The 16,838-nt window shown below is 59.2% G+C and carries 9 protein-coding genes; 2 read left to right on the forward strand and 7 right to left on the reverse strand.

Translation table 11 applies throughout. The annotated features are described in order from the left end of the window. Nucleotides 1-64: 64 nt before the first annotated feature. Genes CXQ94_RS10140 through glf form a run of 4 tightly spaced genes read right to left on the reverse strand, consistent with a single transcriptional unit; the run spans nt 65 to nt 4,885 of the window. Entirely contained in the window at nt 65-841 is a 777-nt protein-coding gene (locus CXQ94_RS10140) for an ABC transporter ATP-binding protein (RefSeq protein ID WP_104089482.1), read from the reverse strand. A gap of 1 nt (nt 842) precedes the next feature. Beyond that, nucleotides 843-1,712, reverse strand: a complete 870-nt coding sequence (locus CXQ94_RS10145; RefSeq protein WP_104089485.1) for an ABC transporter permease — start codon at nt 1,710-1,712, stop codon at nt 843-845. Beyond that, nucleotides 1,713-3,704 carry a glycosyltransferase gene (locus CXQ94_RS10150; protein ID WP_258066965.1) on the reverse strand — a complete coding sequence of 664 codons (1,992 nt, stop codon included), beginning with the start codon at nt 3,702-3,704 and terminating at the stop codon, nt 1,713-1,715. Then, complete coding sequence (gene glf, locus CXQ94_RS10155; protein WP_104089488.1) at nt 3,701-4,885, reverse strand: UDP-galactopyranose mutase; 1,185 nt, start codon at nt 4,883-4,885, stop codon at nt 3,701-3,703. Before glf ends, CXQ94_RS10150 begins: the two co-directional genes overlap by 4 nt. A gap of 1,012 nt (nt 4,886-5,897) precedes the next feature. On the opposite strand from glf, the gene CXQ94_RS10160 reads away from it, so the two are divergent. After that, the gene (locus CXQ94_RS10160) at nt 5,898-9,299 is read left to right on the forward strand and encodes an FtsK/SpoIIIE domain-containing protein (protein ID WP_181034165.1); all 3,402 of its coding nucleotides are present in this window, start codon (nt 5,898-5,900) and stop codon (nt 9,297-9,299) included. Here the strand turns inward: CXQ94_RS10160 and CXQ94_RS10165 are convergent. Then, nucleotides 9,296-9,775, reverse strand: coding sequence for a hypothetical protein (locus CXQ94_RS10165; protein ID WP_104089493.1), 480 nt, complete (start codon nt 9,773-9,775; stop codon nt 9,296-9,298). The two genes, CXQ94_RS10160 and CXQ94_RS10165, sit on opposite strands and share 4 nt — an antisense overlap. Before the next feature lie 233 nt (nt 9,776-10,008). On the opposite strand from CXQ94_RS10165, the gene CXQ94_RS10170 reads away from it, so the two are divergent. Next, entirely contained in the window at nt 10,009-10,257 is a 249-nt protein-coding gene (locus CXQ94_RS10170) for a WhiB family transcriptional regulator (protein WP_038469266.1), read from the forward strand. A 120-nt stretch (nt 10,258-10,377) separates the two neighbouring features. Here the strand turns inward: CXQ94_RS10170 and CXQ94_RS10175 are convergent, their stop codons facing one another. Continuing rightward, nucleotides 10,378-11,853, reverse strand: a complete 1,476-nt coding sequence (locus CXQ94_RS10175) for a sensor histidine kinase (RefSeq protein WP_104089496.1) — start codon at nt 11,851-11,853, stop codon at nt 10,378-10,380. Nucleotides 11,854-11,927: 74 nt separating this feature from the next. Continuing rightward, nucleotides 11,928-16,808, reverse strand: a complete 4,881-nt coding sequence (locus tag CXQ94_RS10180; protein WP_104089498.1) for an NAD-glutamate dehydrogenase — start codon at nt 16,806-16,808, stop codon at nt 11,928-11,930. Between the last annotated feature and the right edge of the window lie 30 nt (nt 16,809-16,838).

Here is a 16,838-nt window from a genome sequence, read left to right on the forward strand (position 1 = left end):
CCTTGCACATTTTCGGCCTGCCAAACTATTTGCCCGGCCAGATCACAATCATTCATTTCAACAACTACAGTTCGTGTTCGCTTGTCTCGGAGCGGCGTCGCAATTCCTTCACGACGGCGTGAACCTCACCGTCCATGACAACCTTGCCATGCTCCAGTAAAACTCCGCGTTCGCAAACGGTGGACACCAAATCTAGATCATGGCTGACCACGAAGAGCGTTTTGCCAGCGGCTGCCAGCTCCTTGATCTTCTTGATGCATTTTCGCTGGAATGGCTCGTCGCCAACAGCCAGGATTTCGTCAATCAAGAATACTTCCGGATCGGTGTGTACAGCGATGGAGAAGGCCAGTTTCAGGTACATCCCCGAGGAATAGAACTTAACCTCCGTATCGATGAACTCACCAATTTCGGAGAACTCAACAATGGAATCGAACATGGCGTCGATCTGCTTCTCAGTCATGCCAAGGATGGCACCGTTGAGATAGACATTGTCCCGGCCACTGAGATCGTGATGGAAACCTGCCCCAACCTCGATGAGACCGGCTACGCGCCCCCTCGTCTGCACTTTACCGCCGTCGGGCTGGAGAACCCCGGAGATCAGCTTCAGGAGCGTTGACTTGCCCGAGCCGTTCAGGCCAAGCAGAGCTACCGTCTCGCCCTGGACTACATCAAGTGAAATGTCCTTTATCGCATCGAATTTCCGGGAAAGATCCCCTTTTCGTCCCGTCAGAAGCCAAACCACTGATTCCTTCATGGAGCGCGTATTCCGCAGGACAAACACTTTCTTCAGTCCACGGCAGGTGATGGCTATGTTGTCAGCAACTTTTTCAGTGACGGTCATGCTAAAGCTCCTGTGCAAAATGGACGGCGAGGCGGCGAAAGAGGAACTGGCCACCGAACAGGACTGCCAAGGAAACCACCAAAGAGACCGGCAACCAGAGGGTCAACAAATGGGGCGGTAACTCCACCATGCCCACCTGATTCGCACCTAGCGTGGGGTACCAGAATGCCCAGTGGAAGATCTCTACGGCGACAGTCATGGGATTTGCTTGGTAGACGATAAACCAAGGTCCAAGCGCATCACGGGCCATAGTCCAGACGTAGAGGACCGGTGAGGCCCACGTAACCACCATCAAGATCATGTCAACGATGTTCTCTGAGTCGCGGAAATAGACGTTTATGGCCCCAAAAAGGAGTCCGAGACCCATTCCCAGGATCGCTACAATGATGAACGCAGCGATGGCTGCGAGCAACTGGAGAACGGATGGGGTCCAACCCACGATCAGACTCGCACCCACCAAGATCACAACTTGTGGCAAGAAATGGGCGGCCGAAACTAGCACTGTGGATACGGGGAAGAGTTCTCGGGGAAGGTAAATTTTCCGAATCAAGTCCCGGTTATCGACAATGGAACGGGTGGAATTGCCCAACGTCTCGGTAAAGAAGTTCACCAAAACAATGCCTGAGAAGAGGTAAATGGCGTAGTTCGGTGTCGCTTTTTGCAGGTTGAGGAAAATTCCAAGCGCCACAAAATAGATCATGAACTGCATTAGCGGTTTTACATATGACCACAGCAGCCCGAGGACCGAACCTCTGTAGCGAACCTTGATTTCCTTGCGGACAAGCAACTTAAGTAGAAAACGGTTTGAATAGACATCCAATAGCCCACGGCCGCTGCCGGGCGTAGATAGCTCGCTTTTGGTAGCCGTCATTTACCGGCCATCCACTGAATGCTCATCAAAAGTCTTCTTCCAAGTTTCCATGGACGTAATGTCCGCTACTGAGGCGCGGTAGCGCGTGGCGAGGTCATCCCATTCTCTGGATAATTTCAGGTGCAAGCGCGCCGATTCAGCGAGCATTGACTTGAGTAGTTTAGGGTCTCGCCGGTACCAGGAAACCCCCGTGCCTTCAGCATTCGTCACGACAACCGAATCGTAGTGTGCCAGTCTGAACCAGCGGCTATCACGGTGGGCGAGTACACCCTGGGGGTATTCTGCCGCACTGGCATCTGGAGTCCGTACTAGTTGCCGGGCCACTGTTTTGAGGCCCCAGGAGACCAGGTCCTTTTTGCGTGGTAGCCCAACTGCTACGCCGCCCATCGGCCCTCGTCCGAGCTTTGGTGCCGGGAAGTCGTCAACATTCTCCATAAGCTGGGCATCGGAGTAGTCCGCACGGAGCGCATTGATTTCGGGCAGCTTGGTTGCCAATGTGGCATGGAGCTCTTCGGGACCTTTGAAAATGTCCTTGAGGGCTTCCAAGCGTCCATGTTCGGTAAAGTACTGCATCGAAACTAGGTGCTTCACATCAGACTGCACGGATTCCCTGAGGACCCTGCCGCCCTTGGGGTAGGGGCTATGCAGCAGAGTGGTAATCAAGCGGTTGCGCTCGTGGAAATAAGATTGCCAGCCCACCATGTCGTCCTTGTCCAGCCAGGACACATGCCAGACGGCAGCTCCAGGTAGCGATACGGTGGCGAAGCCTGCCGCCCGCGCCCGAAGTCCGTATTCGGCATCGTCCCACTTGATGAACAGCGGCAGCGAGAGTCCGATCTCGCGGATGACAGCCGTGGGGATCATGCACATCCACCATCCGTTGTAGTCCACGTCCACTCGTCGGTGCAGCCAGGATGTTTGGCGCAGGTTGGAAATGCTGAAGTCGTGGCGCATTTCCATGTCTGCGTGCGGGATCGCTGGAACGATCCGGAACGGATCCACCACCTCACCGAAGGTGTGGAGCACGCTGCGGTTGTGGAGATCAAACATGTGTCCGCCAACGATCGTTGGCTTCTTGCACCTGTCAGCAAATGCCAGCATGCGCAGGATGCTTTCAGGTTCTACAACGACGTCGTCATCGAGCAACAAGGCGTAGTCGCTGCCATTTTCAACGGCCTCATACATGCCTCGGGCAAAGCCGCCAGAACCGCCCAAGTTACCCTGATCGATGATGCGAAGTTTTCCACAAAGCGAGGCGCTGACCTCAGCAAACCCTTCTTCATCGCGAACTTTTTGGGTGCCCTGATCCACAATCAGGACTTCCTTGACATTTTCGAGCGCCTCCGGGTTCGCAGCAAGGATGCGAGCGTTGTTGAGGCAAAAGTCCGGCTTGTTCATGGTGGTGATCTCAAGTGTCACCTGGCCGTGGTTTCTCGGCTCTTCGTCGAGGGCCCATTGGGCATCTTCAAGCGTCAGCCCTTCATGACCGGCCACCAGGTCAAACCAGTACCAACCGCCGTCGCCGAAGGGCTTCAGGGTTAGGTCGAAAATCGACGTGGTTGTGCCATCTACGCGAATACTCTCCACCAGTTGAATGGATCCACGGGCATTGGACTTGTGGACCGCCACCGTGCCCCCGCCGGAGGTGTTGACTTCAAGTTTCACCGAACGAACATCGGTCCAGCGGCGCCAATAGCTTGCTGGGAATGCGTTGAAGTAAGTTCCAAAGGAGACTTGCTCACCCGCACGCACGTTCATGGAGCGACGAGAGATAACGTCGTCGAAGTGTACTGTTGGCCCCCCTGAGCTTGTGAGCTGCAGCTTATCCTCTGGGAGCTTAGGAGCACGGGCCAGCTCATCGTTTTCCCGGAGTCTAATGCCGCTAGCGGATCCGGCGTCTACATACAACGGAAGGGTATCGACCTGCGAATCTGCAGGCAGAATCACCCGCTGAAGTACTGCCAATCCGGTCGTCGCTTCAACTACGCTCACGCGTCAACTCCTCCGCTTTGCAGCTTCGCTCCGCCAGTGAAGTGGGGCTTGATCTTGTTGTCGTACATGTTCAGTGCCGAGCCAATGGCCATGTGCATATCAAGGTACTTGTAGGTACCCAAACGGCCGCCGAACAGCACGTTGTTCTCGCCGTTCGCCAGGTCGCGGTAGGCAAGCAACTTCTTTCGGTCCTCGCCGGTGTTGACCGGGTAGTAGGGCTCGTCGCCCTTTTCAGCAAAACGCGAGAATTCGCGCATGATGACCGTGGCGTCCTTGGTGTAGTCGCGCTCAGGGTGGAAGTGGCGGAACTCGTGGATGCGCGTGAACTTCTGCTCTTCGTCCGGGTAGTTCATGACGGCACAGCCCTGGTAATCCTCGATCGGCAGCACTTCTTGTTCAAGATCGATGGTGCGCCAGGACAAATCGCCCTCTGCGTAGTCGAAGTAGCGGTCAACCGGTCCGGTGTAGATGACCGGGACCTGACCGGTGACAGCATTGCGGGAGTATTCGCCGTCGTCGAAGAAGTCCGTGTTCAGCACAACCTCGATGTTCGGGTGGTCCGCCATGCGCTCGATCCACGCGGTGTAGCCCTCAACAGGCAGGCCCTCATGGGTGTCGTTGAAGTAGCGGTTGTCGTAGTTGTAGCGCACGGGGAGGCGGGAAATGATCGACGCGGGCAGGTCCTTGGGATCGGTCTGCCACTGTTTGCCCGTGTAGTGCTTGATGAAAGCCTCGTACAGGGGACGCCCGATCAGCTGGATGCCCTTGTCGTTGAGGTTGGCCGGATCGGTGCCAGCCAGCTCGCCCGCCTGCTCCTGGATGAGCGCGCGCGCCTCAGCAGGGCCCATGGCGGAACGGAAGAATTGGTTGATGGTGCCCAGGTTAATCGGCATCTGGTAGACCTCACCCTTGTGGGCGGTGTACACCTTGTGCTGGTAGTCGGTGAACTTTGTGAAACGGTTCACGTACTCCCAAACACGTTCGTTGGAGGTGTGGAACAGGTGCGCTCCGTAGCGGTGCACCTCGATGCCTGTCTGTGCCTCGTTCTCGCTGTAGGCGTTCCCACCAATGTGGTGGCGGCGGTCAATGACGGCCACCTTTAGGCCCAATTCGGTGGCGGCACGTTCTGCAATGGTTAGGCCAAAGAAACCCGAACCGACGACGACTAGGTCAGCGTTCACAAACTCTCCTGATATTCCTTGCGTAGCGTTTTACAGGCACAGCGGTGCCACATCTACCTCTCTAGGTTACCCGAACGTTATCCATTTATTTCCGCGTAGAAGCTATGAGCCAAGGCACGTTGTCTGCTTCCGCAGTCATGAATGTTGCCAATGATTCCTCCACAGCCAAGGCTCCCACGGCACTTGTGGACATCAAACGACGACGCCATTTGCGGACGATTCTTCCTCCCCTAGGCTCGGGATTGGGGCTAGCGAAAGGTCGAACATGCGATTGGAAATCACTGCTGTTGCAGGGACCGGCGTTGGGCCATTTCAGCCTGTCGAGTTAAGTGTTTCGCTTCCATTGACTGTTTCGACGGAGGATTCCTCCAGCGTGGGGAGCCTTCTCTACCAGGTGCTTGCTGGCCGCTGGCCGGGCTGTTCCTTCACCGTTGCCAGCCGTGACGTTCAAGGGCTGCACCCGGGGCAACGCCCGCTCACGGACGGGGCAATAGTCGTAGTGCATGATGCTGAAGGTAGACGTCAGGGCCCAGCCCAGACCTCAACACGGGAGACGACTGAACCCTTTCATGCCTTACTGGCCGTTCGATCGGGGCCGGGTGCGGGTGCAGTCTTCCCACTTCGCCGTGGCAGCTACAAGATTGGCCGCGGCAACTGCGAGATTTCCATAGCAGACCCGGAGCTTTCCCGCCATCACGGCACCCTTGAGGTCGGTAGGCAGTCAATGTCGTTGACCCCCGCACCGGGATCTTCTGGTTTCTCCTTGCTGCGCGGCTGGCAAGAAAGGCCAACTGCGAGCCTTACAAACGTCAAGGTAACGACAACAATTGAAGTGGGCGATCTCATTAGGTGCGGCCGGTCGAGCTGTTCCATCGTGCTGGAAACACCGGGGGCAGACCCCTCTCTTCTGGCCTGGCCTGACTTGGGCCGCACCGCTGGTCTTTTGGACGTGTCCGCCTTGGAGCCCTTACCTGTGCCTCATTCAAGAGGGCCTGCGAGGGGCCGCTGGGCCATGCTGGCGGCTGGTCTGCTCCCCCTGATGATCGGGGTTCTATTTGCCTGGCTGACTGGCTCATGGATGTTTCTTGCGTTTGCCGGGATGGGAGCCGTGACCGTGCTCTTACCGCTACTCGGTGGATCCGCAAGGCGTCGGAGCTTTAGAGTGGCCATCGAAGAAGCAACTGGCCGGGATGCTGCCCGTCGCTTTGCCGCATTCCCCGGCGCGGACGAATTTGTAGTGCTGGCGCACAACTCCCACCTCTATAAAACCCCGAGTGCTGAGGGCCGAAATTTCAACCACGGAAGCGCTCCGGGGCAATCGCTGGCCTTGCGCGTTGGCACAGCAAACCAGCCCGCATTGCTGGCCCTTTCCCCTGCCATAGGCGGGTATGTTCCTCCCAACGTCGGAGAATTGCCCGTGACTGTGCCTCTGTCCGCGGGGGTTTTGGAGGTCGAAGGTCCGGGCACGGCGCGGGAGGAACTGCTGAACTACGTGCTGATGCAACTCGATGCCGCGTCCATTCCAGTGGTCGTAGTGGGGGCAGTCCCTGATTTGCCGTTGTCGGCCCGCTTCCTGCCGCTTACAGTCCTCACCGCTTCCATTCCTGCTGCCATCGCGGCAGTCGACGCCTTCATTCAGACCGGGGATGGTCCCGACCGCGCAGGGGTTTTGTCTTGTGTGTTGGTGTCGATCAACGAGACTCCTGACGTGGTCACCAGGGCTTTTCCGAACCTGCGTGTCATCCATTTCGCCCCAAGCGAGGTAGACGGGTTGAACCCGACCTACAAGAACCATGTCCAGCTCGGCGTCCGAGCAAACGGTGTCGCGGGTCGATTCCAAGGCCTGACCTTTATCCCCGATGGTGTTCCGGCAGCGGTCTTCAGCAAATACGCCAGGGATCGTGGCCCATCCGCGCACGCCGTATCACTCGATATGGCACCACACGGCATTCCCGATCCGGGGAAAAGTACCGTTGAAGGCGTCTGCGCGACTTGGCGATCGAACACGAATATGCCCCTGAGACCTGTCCCCATTGGACATTCGCAGCGTGGAGAGGAACTCTTCAACTTCTCCCATGACGGTCCACACTTATTGGTGGGAGGCACCACCGGATCCGGAAAATCTGAATTCCTGCGCACACTGGTGGGCAGCCTGGCTGCGGCGCACTCCCCCGCGGATCTGCAGTTTGTTCTGCTTGACTTCAAGGGCGGAGCCGGCCTTGCACCCTTGCAAAGGTTCCCCCACACCACCTCGATAATAACGGACCTCAACGGCTACGGGATGGAGCGCACGCTCGCCTCCTTGCGGGCGGAGATTCACCATAGGGAGGCAGTCTTGGGCCTCGCAGATGCAGCTGACGCCGACGCCGACGCCTACCGGGCCAGGATAGCCGAGACGATAGTGCCCGAACGCTCAGTGGCCGTGGAGGGAAGCGTCATCACCGGGCACGACCGACCAGGCATTGGGAGCATGGCACATCTAGTGATTGTCGTCGACGAATTCAGGGTGCTCGTAGATCAATTCCCCGACGCGATGGCGGAGCTGATGCGTATAGCCGCCGTCGGAAGGTCCTTGGGCATTCACCTAGTTATGGCGACGCAGCGCCCCCAGGGCGCCCTCAATGCGGACATCCGGGCCAACGTCACCAGTTCTGTATGCCTACGCGTGCAAACGAGCTTTGACTCCCAAGACGTCATTGGTTCAGGCGTGGCAGCGGAGATCAGTGTGGACACCCCCGGCCGGGCCTTCATTCGCCGGGCCGGAACTCCGCCCGTTGAGTTTCAATGCGGCACTCTACGTATGCCAAATTCAAACCCGGCCGAGGAACCCACCTTGGAACTGACCACCGTGGTTCTCGCCACCCAAGATGGAACGGCCCTGGCGCCGCGAGAGCATCCGGATCAACAGACTTCGGGCCGGCAGATAGAAAGCAGTGATGTGGCCTCAGTGGCCGCCATGCTGACAGATGCCTGGCACAAGCTCGCAGGCCAGGATGCGGTAGTCTCCGTGGCACCACCTATCGTTGCCGCGGAACTCCCTCCTGACCTGGACAGCAAAGGGACAGACTTCGCACTTGAGAGAATCGATCGCGAATCCATCTATATCGGGCTGGTGGATGTGCCTGAACGCCAATCGTTGGTGCCGCTCCTGTGGCGGCCGGAACAGCACTCGCATATGGCACTTATTGGCAGACCCTCCGCCACCTCACCCGTTGTGGGTCTCTTGACGGAACAATTGTTCGCGGCAAATTCCCTGCGGGACGAAGATCGGCAGCGTTTCCTTTACCTACTGGACGGCGATGGATCACTTGAGTCTTGGTCCTCTCATCCGCAAGTGGGCGGCTATGCAGCTCCGCACCACTTGCGCACAGCTGTCCGGCTGCTCTCCCGACTCACAGAGGTTGCCAGTTCCACGACATCCGATCTGGTGCTGTGCATCAGTGATTGGGGCCGTTGGGTGGGATCGCTTCGTCCTAGTCCTTGGCCATGGGCCGAAGACGCTCTTGCGGCGTTGCTCCGCCAAGGCCCGGTGACGGTTGCCATTGGCGGCGAGAGGGAATTACTCAACGCTTCATTTATGGCGGCAATCCCGAATCGGATCTTCCTGCCGCACGGGTCAAGTGCCGAATCAAGATTGCTGTGGCCCAAGATGCCACGATTCACCACGAGCCCCGGAAGAGCTGTCATCTTTGGCCCCGTCAACGCCACGGCCGCCCACGGTCCGGCAGATTCAGCCCATATCGCGCAACTTGCCCGCCTCGATCCTTCCAGTCCAGGCAATAGGCCACACGGTCGGTCAGCGTCGCCGAAGTCAGCGCCACTTCCCCTGATGATCGCTGACCTGTCGGATAATCTCTCGTTGGCTGATGCCAGGGTAGCGGTGACCACCGTTGGCGTCAAGGACACCGCTGGAGAACGGCGTCGAGAAGCCGCTTCCATTGTTGTCGGCCTGGGCGGCGATGGCTCAACGCCTATTTCCGTCGAATTCACGGCAGGAATGGTGTTGCCCGTCCTAGGCGGCCCCGGATCTGGAAAATCCACCTTTATCGAAGCCGTCAAGGCACTTAACAGCCTTCCCTTAGGCGGCAAAACAGTTGGGAGTGGCGGCCCCAACGCAATTCTCTGGGTTGACGATCCAGCGACCCTGTCCACTGCACAGCAGTGGGAGCTCACCCAGGCGTTGACGGAAGGAAAATCGCTGGTCATTGCCCTGCCCAATCATCTGCCGTCTCTGGCACGATTCCCTATGGAATGGGGCCTGCGCAACGCCGAACAGGGGGTTGTGCTTCGCCCGAGTAGGGCACAGGACGGGGAGTTGTTCGGGGCGCGCCTTGACACTGACGGTTCGGAACCGCCTGGGCGTGCAGTACTACTGGAGCGTGGCCGCTGCGTATGGTTCCAGTTTCCTCATTAGAGGACGGGGTGATCGCCGCCGGCCCTCAAGGAGAACGCCACGACTTTGGGCGTAAACAAGTAGTAGGCGGCAGCCAATGCCGGAATCAGAAGGACCAGGCCAGTCAATGTGGCCCCGCTCAACAAAGCTGGCATCGCTATCGCTACCATCAGCAATTGCCACACAAAGGCCGCAGATCGGGTCCACCGGAACCCCTTGAAGGCGTTGAAAGCCACGGCGGCCAATCCGACGGCCAAGGCGAAAACCAGCACGATCAGGAACACGGCACTGGCCACAGAATGTGGGGTCTGCGTGAATGCGCCAACCGTCAGCCCGATGCCAGCGGCGGCCAGCCCGAGGGCCTCGAGCCCAAGCACTGCGGCAATGACAAAGACCCCCAGGGGGCGGGTCGGGCGCTGTACCGACGTATGCGGGTGCTCGGCGTCGTTTGGTTGCGGTTCCGGCCGTCCCAGCGGGTTATTTGAAGGTCTTGACACAAGTGCACCTTACCCGAGATAGTCAGGGAACGCCCCATGCACACCAAAGTTGCTGTGACGTATCGCTCACGCCCTATGACGAACTAATGCACCGAAACCCCTTGTTTACAAAGAGTTAACATGACACGCTTAACTCAATGACCTAAAGGGGCCTACAAGGCCCTTTTCTTATGTGGCCAAACGTGAAATTTTTCACAAGCAGCCTCCCGTTTAATAAGGAGTGAGTGATCAGCATGGACTGGCGTAGTCGCGCAGCCTGCCTCGACAAAGACCCGGAATTGTTTTTCCCCGTGGGAAACACCGGACCGGCTTTGTTGCAGATCGAGGAAGCAAAGAGCGTGTGCCGTCGTTGCCCAGTCATCGACACCTGCTTGAAGTGGGCCATCGAGTCTGGCCAGGACGCTGGAGTTTGGGGCGGCTTGAGTGAAGACGAGCGTCGCGCCATGAAGCGCCGCGCAGCTCGCGCCCGCCGCGCCAGCTAGCCGCACACATCACTTACAACTAAGTGGCAGTGACTACCGAAACGACTTGCTTCACGCAGGTCAAACCGGTAGCCACTGCCACTTAGCTGTTTAACGTCCCTTTTTTTGGCGCCCGTTTGCTTAGTGCCGGCGGATGAGGGCCATGTCCAGTTTCACCACGGTGCCGCCGCCTTCGCGTGGCGTCCACTCGATGGTGCCGCCAAGCTCGCTGGTGACAAGCGTGCGCACAATTTGCAGGCCCAGCCCTTCGGCAATATTTCCCGATGGCAGCCCCACTCCGTCGTCGGCGATCGTCACCACCAAGGCGTCGTCACCGGCGTCATTCTTGTAGCGTTTGGCAGTCAACCATACGGTGCCTTCACGGTCCTGCAGCCCGTGTTCGACGGCGTTGGTCACCAATTCGTTAATCACCAGGGCCAGCGGCGTTGCGAAATCGCTGGGCAATTCGCCAAAGACGCCCTCCCGCTCGGTGCTCACCTTTTGCGAAGGGGAAGCGACCTCTGCGGAGAGCCGGAACTGGCGGTCAATGAGTTCGTCAAAGTCAACGCTTTGGGCCAGACCCTGTGACAGGGTCTCATGCACCAGCGCAATAGTGGAGACGCGGCGCATGGCCTGTTCAAGACCTTGCTTGCCCTCTTCGCTGTGCATGCGCCGGGACTGCATACGCAACAAGGCCGCCACCGTCTGCAGGTTGTTCTTCACCCGGTGATGAATCTCCCGGATGGTGGCATCCTTGGTGACAAGTTCCTGCTCACGGCGGCGCAGTTCGGAGACGTCGCGACACAGCACCAGGGCGCCAAAGCGTTCGGTGGCATCCCGCAGGGGAATGGCCCGCAGCGAGAGGCTGACACCGCGGGACTCGATCTCCGTCCGCCACGGCATGCGCCCAGTCACCACCAACGGCAGCGTCTCATCCACCATTCGCCTGTCCTTCAACAAGCCTGTGGTGACCTCCGCCAAAGACCGGCCTTCCAAGGCCTCCCCGTCACCGAGACGGCGGAAGGCCGAGACACCGTTGGGGCTGGCGTACTGAACAATGCCGTCCACATCCAGCCGGAGAACACCGTCCCCCACACGCGGGGCTCCTCTACGTGACCCTGTGGGTGAGGCAAAGTCGGGCCACAGGCCCAACGTTCCCATCTTCAACAGGTCATAGGCACACTGGCGGTACGTCAGCTCAAGCCGGGACGGCATACGGGAGCTGGAAAGGTCCATGTGGGTGCTGATGACGGCCAACGTCCGGCCGTTGCGCACCATGGGGATCGCCTCGACCCGCATGGCCATGTCCGGGCTCCAAATGTTTGTCTCATTGGAGCGTTCAATATTCTGACTGCGCCACGCCGTGCTGACCAACGGTTCAAGCTCGGGCTGGATTGACTCGCCCACAAAATCCGTATGGAACATCGTGTGGCTGGTGGATGGTCGCACGTGTGCCAGGGCCACGTACCCCTTCTCGGCGTCCGGAAACCACAGCACCAAGTCGGCAAAGGAAAGATCGGCAATGAGCTGCCAGTCCCCCACCAAGAGGTGCAGCCATTCGGCGTCTCCTGGCCCAAAATCAGCGCCTTCCCTGATCATGTCGGCGAAGATGGCCACGTGTGGCTCCTTAGGTGTTGGGGTGATGGTGCCCGGCGACTCGAAGAAGCCGGGCACCACCGAAAGGTTTGTTGCTAGCGTCGAACAATCGAACGCAGGAGCCTCAATGCTACCGACAATGACGCCATGTCGTCTTGTTCTAGCTCGTTGACCTCGGCAAACATCTTGGTTGCCCGGGTGAGCTGCTCCTTGTTCGCCGACTCCCACCCCTCGATGCGTTCCATGGTTCCGTCACCGTGCTGTGTGCCCGCGATGACGTTGCGGGTCATATCCGCCGTGGTGGCATACAGATCATCGCGCAAGGCCGCGCGGGCCAGCGCCTGCCAGCGGTCATTGCGAGGCAGCGCCGTAATCCGCTCCAGCAGCGCATCCACCCCGTAGCGGTTGTACAGTGCGTAGTAGACGCTCGCCACCTCGTCGACAGGTTCATCGACGTGCTCGCTGACCTTGGCAATATCCAGCAGCGGGAATGTTTCAAACAGCTCAGCCCACTGCCGTCCCAAGGCATCTGGCATGCCAAAGGACTCGGCGCGCTCATACAATGAGGCCACGCGTTTGACGTCTTCGCCTTGGAAGAACCCTTCCACTCGCTGGCCCAACGAGGACACCACGGGCTTGAATTGGGCGATGACCTCGGCAACGGTGCGATGGCCGGTTCCCTCATTGACCAGCCACCGCACGGCACGGTCAAGAAGGCGTCGCATGTCCAGCTGTACCGCACACCACTGCTCAGTAGAGAACGACGGCGGCAAGTCGCGAATCGCGCTCGTCATGACGTCAAAGTCATAGATCTCATGCAACGCCACAAACGCCTTGGCGATGACCACTTCGTCGGCTGAGGACTCTTCCATGGCACGGAATGCAAACGTGATGCCGCCCAGGTTCACCATGTCGTTGGCAACCACCGTGGCTATGATTTCCCGACGCAGCGGGTGTGTGTCAAGCTCCGCGTCAAAGCGTTCTGCCACGCGCGCCGGGAAGTACCGGCGCAGGGTTTTCTTGAACCACGGGTCATCCGCCAGATTGCTGGCACTGAGCGCCTTGGCCAGTTCCATCTTGGCGTAGGCGGCCAGCACGGCGAGTTCCGGAGAGGTCAGTCCCTGGCCACCTTGCAGGCGTTCCTGCAATTCGGCGTTGCTGGGCAGCGCCTCAATTTCCCGGTCCAGGTCCCCATTGACTTCCAGCCAGTCCATGAACCTTTCATAGCTCGGGCTCCACTCCACCACACGCTGACGGTCATTGAGCAGCAGAATGTTTTGGTCAATGTTGTCTTCAAGCACCAGACGCCCGATTTCATCTGTCATCGACATCAGAAATTCGGTGCGTTCAGCCGGTTCAAGCTTGCCGGCAGCCACCATGCGGTCAACAAAGATCTTGATGTTCACCTCATGGTCGGAGCAATCCACTCCGGCAGAGTTGTCAATGGCATCGGTATTCAAGATGACACCATGCAGCGCAGCCTCGACGCGTCCGCGCTGGGTCATGCCCAAGTTCCCGCCCTCACCAATGACCTTCACACGCAGATCCCGCCCGTCAACGCGGATACCGTCATTGGCCTTGTCACCGGCGTCGGCATGGCTTTCGGTGCTCGCCTTGATGTAGGTCCCGATGCCTCCGTTGTACAACAGATCGGTGGGTGCCAGCAGGACGGCCCGCAACAGTTCCGGCGGGCTCATTCTCACCGTGCCCTCGGGCAGGCCAAGGACCACACGCACCTGCTCGGAGATCGGGATCGACTTGAGCGTGCGCGAATACACGCCGCCGCCGGCACTGATCAGATCCGTGTTGTAGTCCTGCCATGACGACCGGGGAAGGTCGTACAGTCGCTGGCGTTCGTCAAAGGCGACACCCGGCTGCGGATTCGGGTCAAGGAAGATGTCGCGGTGATCGAACGCTGCCACCAGCGCAACATGCCGCGTCCGCAAAAGCCCGTTACCGAAGACGTCGCCTGACATGTCCCCCACACCAACGGCGGTGAACTCTTCCGTCTGGGTGTCGACGTCGAACTCGCTAAAGTGCCGCTTGACGGATTCCCAGGCGCCACGGGCCGTGATACCCATGGCCTTGTGATCGTAGCCAACCGAGCCTCCGGAGGCGAAGGCATCACCCAGCCAGAAGCCGTACTCGGCCGAGATGGCGTTGGCGGTATCGGAGAACGACGCGGTCCCCTTGTCGGCAGCAACCACAAGGTAGGTGTCATCGGTGTCGTGGCGCACCACATTCTCTGGCGGCACAACCACCTGACCGGCATCGGTGGTCACCAGATTGTCGGTAACATCGAGCAGTCCGCGGATGAACGTCTTGTAGCTTTCCTTGCCCTCCGTCATCCATGCGCCGCGGTCGAGCGCCGGATTGGGCAACTGCTTGGCGAAGAAACCACCCTTGGCGCCGGTGGGCACGATGACAGCGTTCTTGACTGTTTGTGCCTTCACCAGGCCCAAAACTTCGGTGCGGAAGTCCTCCCGCCGGTCGGACCAGCGCAGCCCGCCGCGGGCCACCTTGCCAAAGCGCAGGTGCACACCTTCGACGCGCGGGGAGTAAACCCAGATCTCGTACATGGGGCGAGGGAACGGCAAACCGTTGATCGCGGACGGATCCAGTTTCAGGCTGAGGTAGTCCCGGCCCCGGTAGTAATTGGTCCGCAAGGTGGCGTCAACCAAGTTGGCGATGGTACGCAAAACCCTGTCGGCGTCCAAGGTGGGGACACCCTCAAGCGCCGCGTTCAGGCGCGCCCGGACCTCCTCTACCCTGGCCGCACGGGTGGCGTCATCACCTCGAGGATCGAAGCGTGCCTCAAAGAGTTCAATCAAGGTGCGGGTGACAGTGACGTTGTGCAGGAGAGTATCGGCGATGAACCCAAAGGAGTTGGTATTCCCCATTTGGCGCAGGTACTTGGCGTAGGCACGCAGGATAATGATCTGGCGCCAGTCCATGCCCTCGGTCAGTACCAGCCGGTCAAAGAGGTCCGATTCGCTGGCTCCGGTGTTGGCGGCCCCAAAGGCGTCACGCAGCAGCGATGCAGTCGCCAGGGGGTCCACCCCGGCCGGGTATTTCAGGCCAAGGTCGTATAGGAAGAAATCTCGTTTATCCGCCGTGCCAATCTCAAACGGGCGTTCGTCAATGACTTCGATGCCCAGATTGTGGAAGTACGGCAGGATCTTGCTCAGGCTCTGGGGGTGCGCCATGTAGAGCTTGACGCGGGCGTCTTCTTGCAGCAGGTCTCCGGCACCGGTGGGCAGGTAGACGTGCATGCCCGGCGCGCATTTATCGGCACTGAGCCCGGCACCAAGTACCTGCTTGTAGCTGGTGTCAAAGTCCTCGAAGCGTTTGATGTCTTCCAGCGCGTCTTCTACCTCAAAGTCCACGCGGTAGCTGTTGGGGAATGCTTCGGACCACTTCTCGCCAAGACGTTCGGCGATTTCCAGCGGGGCGGACTCGCGCAGTACCTCGGAGATGCCTTCGGGCCAAGACCTGGCGGCCATGACAAGACGTTGCTCAAGGTCCGCGGTTTTAAGGTCCGCAGGCACAAAATAGTCCTTGGGCAGGCGGATGCGGAAGAACAGGCGGGCCAGTACGGACTCGCTCATCCTGGCTTCAAAGTCGATGGAAACAGCGTTGAAGGTGCGGGTGAGTTCGTCCTCAATGCGGCGGCGTACTGCTGTGGTGTAGCGGTCACGGGGGATGTAGATCAAAGCGGACATGAAGCGACCGTAGATGTCAGGGCGCAGGAAGAGCCGTGTCCTGCGGCGTTCGGCCAGCCGCAGAATCCCGTCGGCCGTTTCGATCAGATCCTCTGTTTCCATTTGGAACAGCTCGTCACGCGGGTACGTTTCAAGGACGGCGAACAAGTCCTTACCCGAGTGCGAGTTTGGCGGGAAGCCAAAGTGGCGCAGCACGGCGTCGACCTTTTCGCGCACCACGGGAATGTTGCGTACCGAACCGGTGTACACGGCGGAGGAGAACAGACCGATGAAACGCTGTTCGCCATTGACGTTGCCCTGGGAGTCGAAGGACTTGATACCGATGTAGTCAAGGTACGCGGCCCTGTGCACGGTTGACCGGGAATTGGCCTTGGTGATGACCAGGACCCGCTTCTCGCGGGCCTTACGCTGGCCTGTCGTCGTCAGGTGCTGGATGGTCGGGTGGCTGGAACCATCACGCAACAGGCCAAGGCCGCTGCCTTCACGGTTGACCAGTACATCTTCGCCGTCCTTCTTAAGTAGGTCGTACTCGCGGTACCCCAGGAAAGTGAAGTTGTCCGCGTCCATCCAATGCAGCAAGTCTTCTGCCTCACGAATGTCCGTCAGCGACTCCCCTGCAAGCTGGGTGGCCAGGACTTCGGCGCGACTGAGGGCTTTCTCTCGCATCGCAGGCCAGTCCTCCACGGCGGCTCGAACGTTTTCCAGAACCTTGGTCAGCCCGGACACAAGCGCCTGCTTTTCGGCGTCGTCGGCCTTTTCAATTTCTACGGCGATCCAGGACTCAAGATGGGATGAGTTGTCACCTGCCGCGATCAAGTGCGCGATGCTTGGCATGGTGGAGGTGTCCCCGCTGGCCACGCCGGCGTGGGAGGGAACCTTATTGATGCCCGTCAGGGTGTGGGACTTTCTGTCCCGGGAGACCACGAACATGGGGTGTGTGACCAGCCGGATGGCCAAGTTTTGGTGGACTAGCTCCGCACTGACCGAATCGACCAGAAACGGCATGTCATCGGTGACGATGTACACGACGCTGGCATCGCGTTCGTCAAGCACGTCGACCTTGATGGTGCCCGGCGCCCGGTCCATGGCAACCCTCTTGTGGGCCAGTGCCCGCGCGTTGAGGATGGCCGGAGCGTAGGCAGCGGCATCTTCTTGCGCCAGATGGACGTAGTAGTCGGCAATGAGCGCCAAGTCACCAGCGCTCAACTGTTCGGGGACTTGCACAGAATCGGTCGTGGATGAGCTAGACGACATAAAACAAACGCCTCCGTCAAAGAGTAAAGG

Source organism: Arthrobacter sp. GMC3, assembly GCF_002929305.1.
Lineage (GTDB): Bacteria > Actinomycetota > Actinomycetes > Actinomycetales > Micrococcaceae > Specibacter.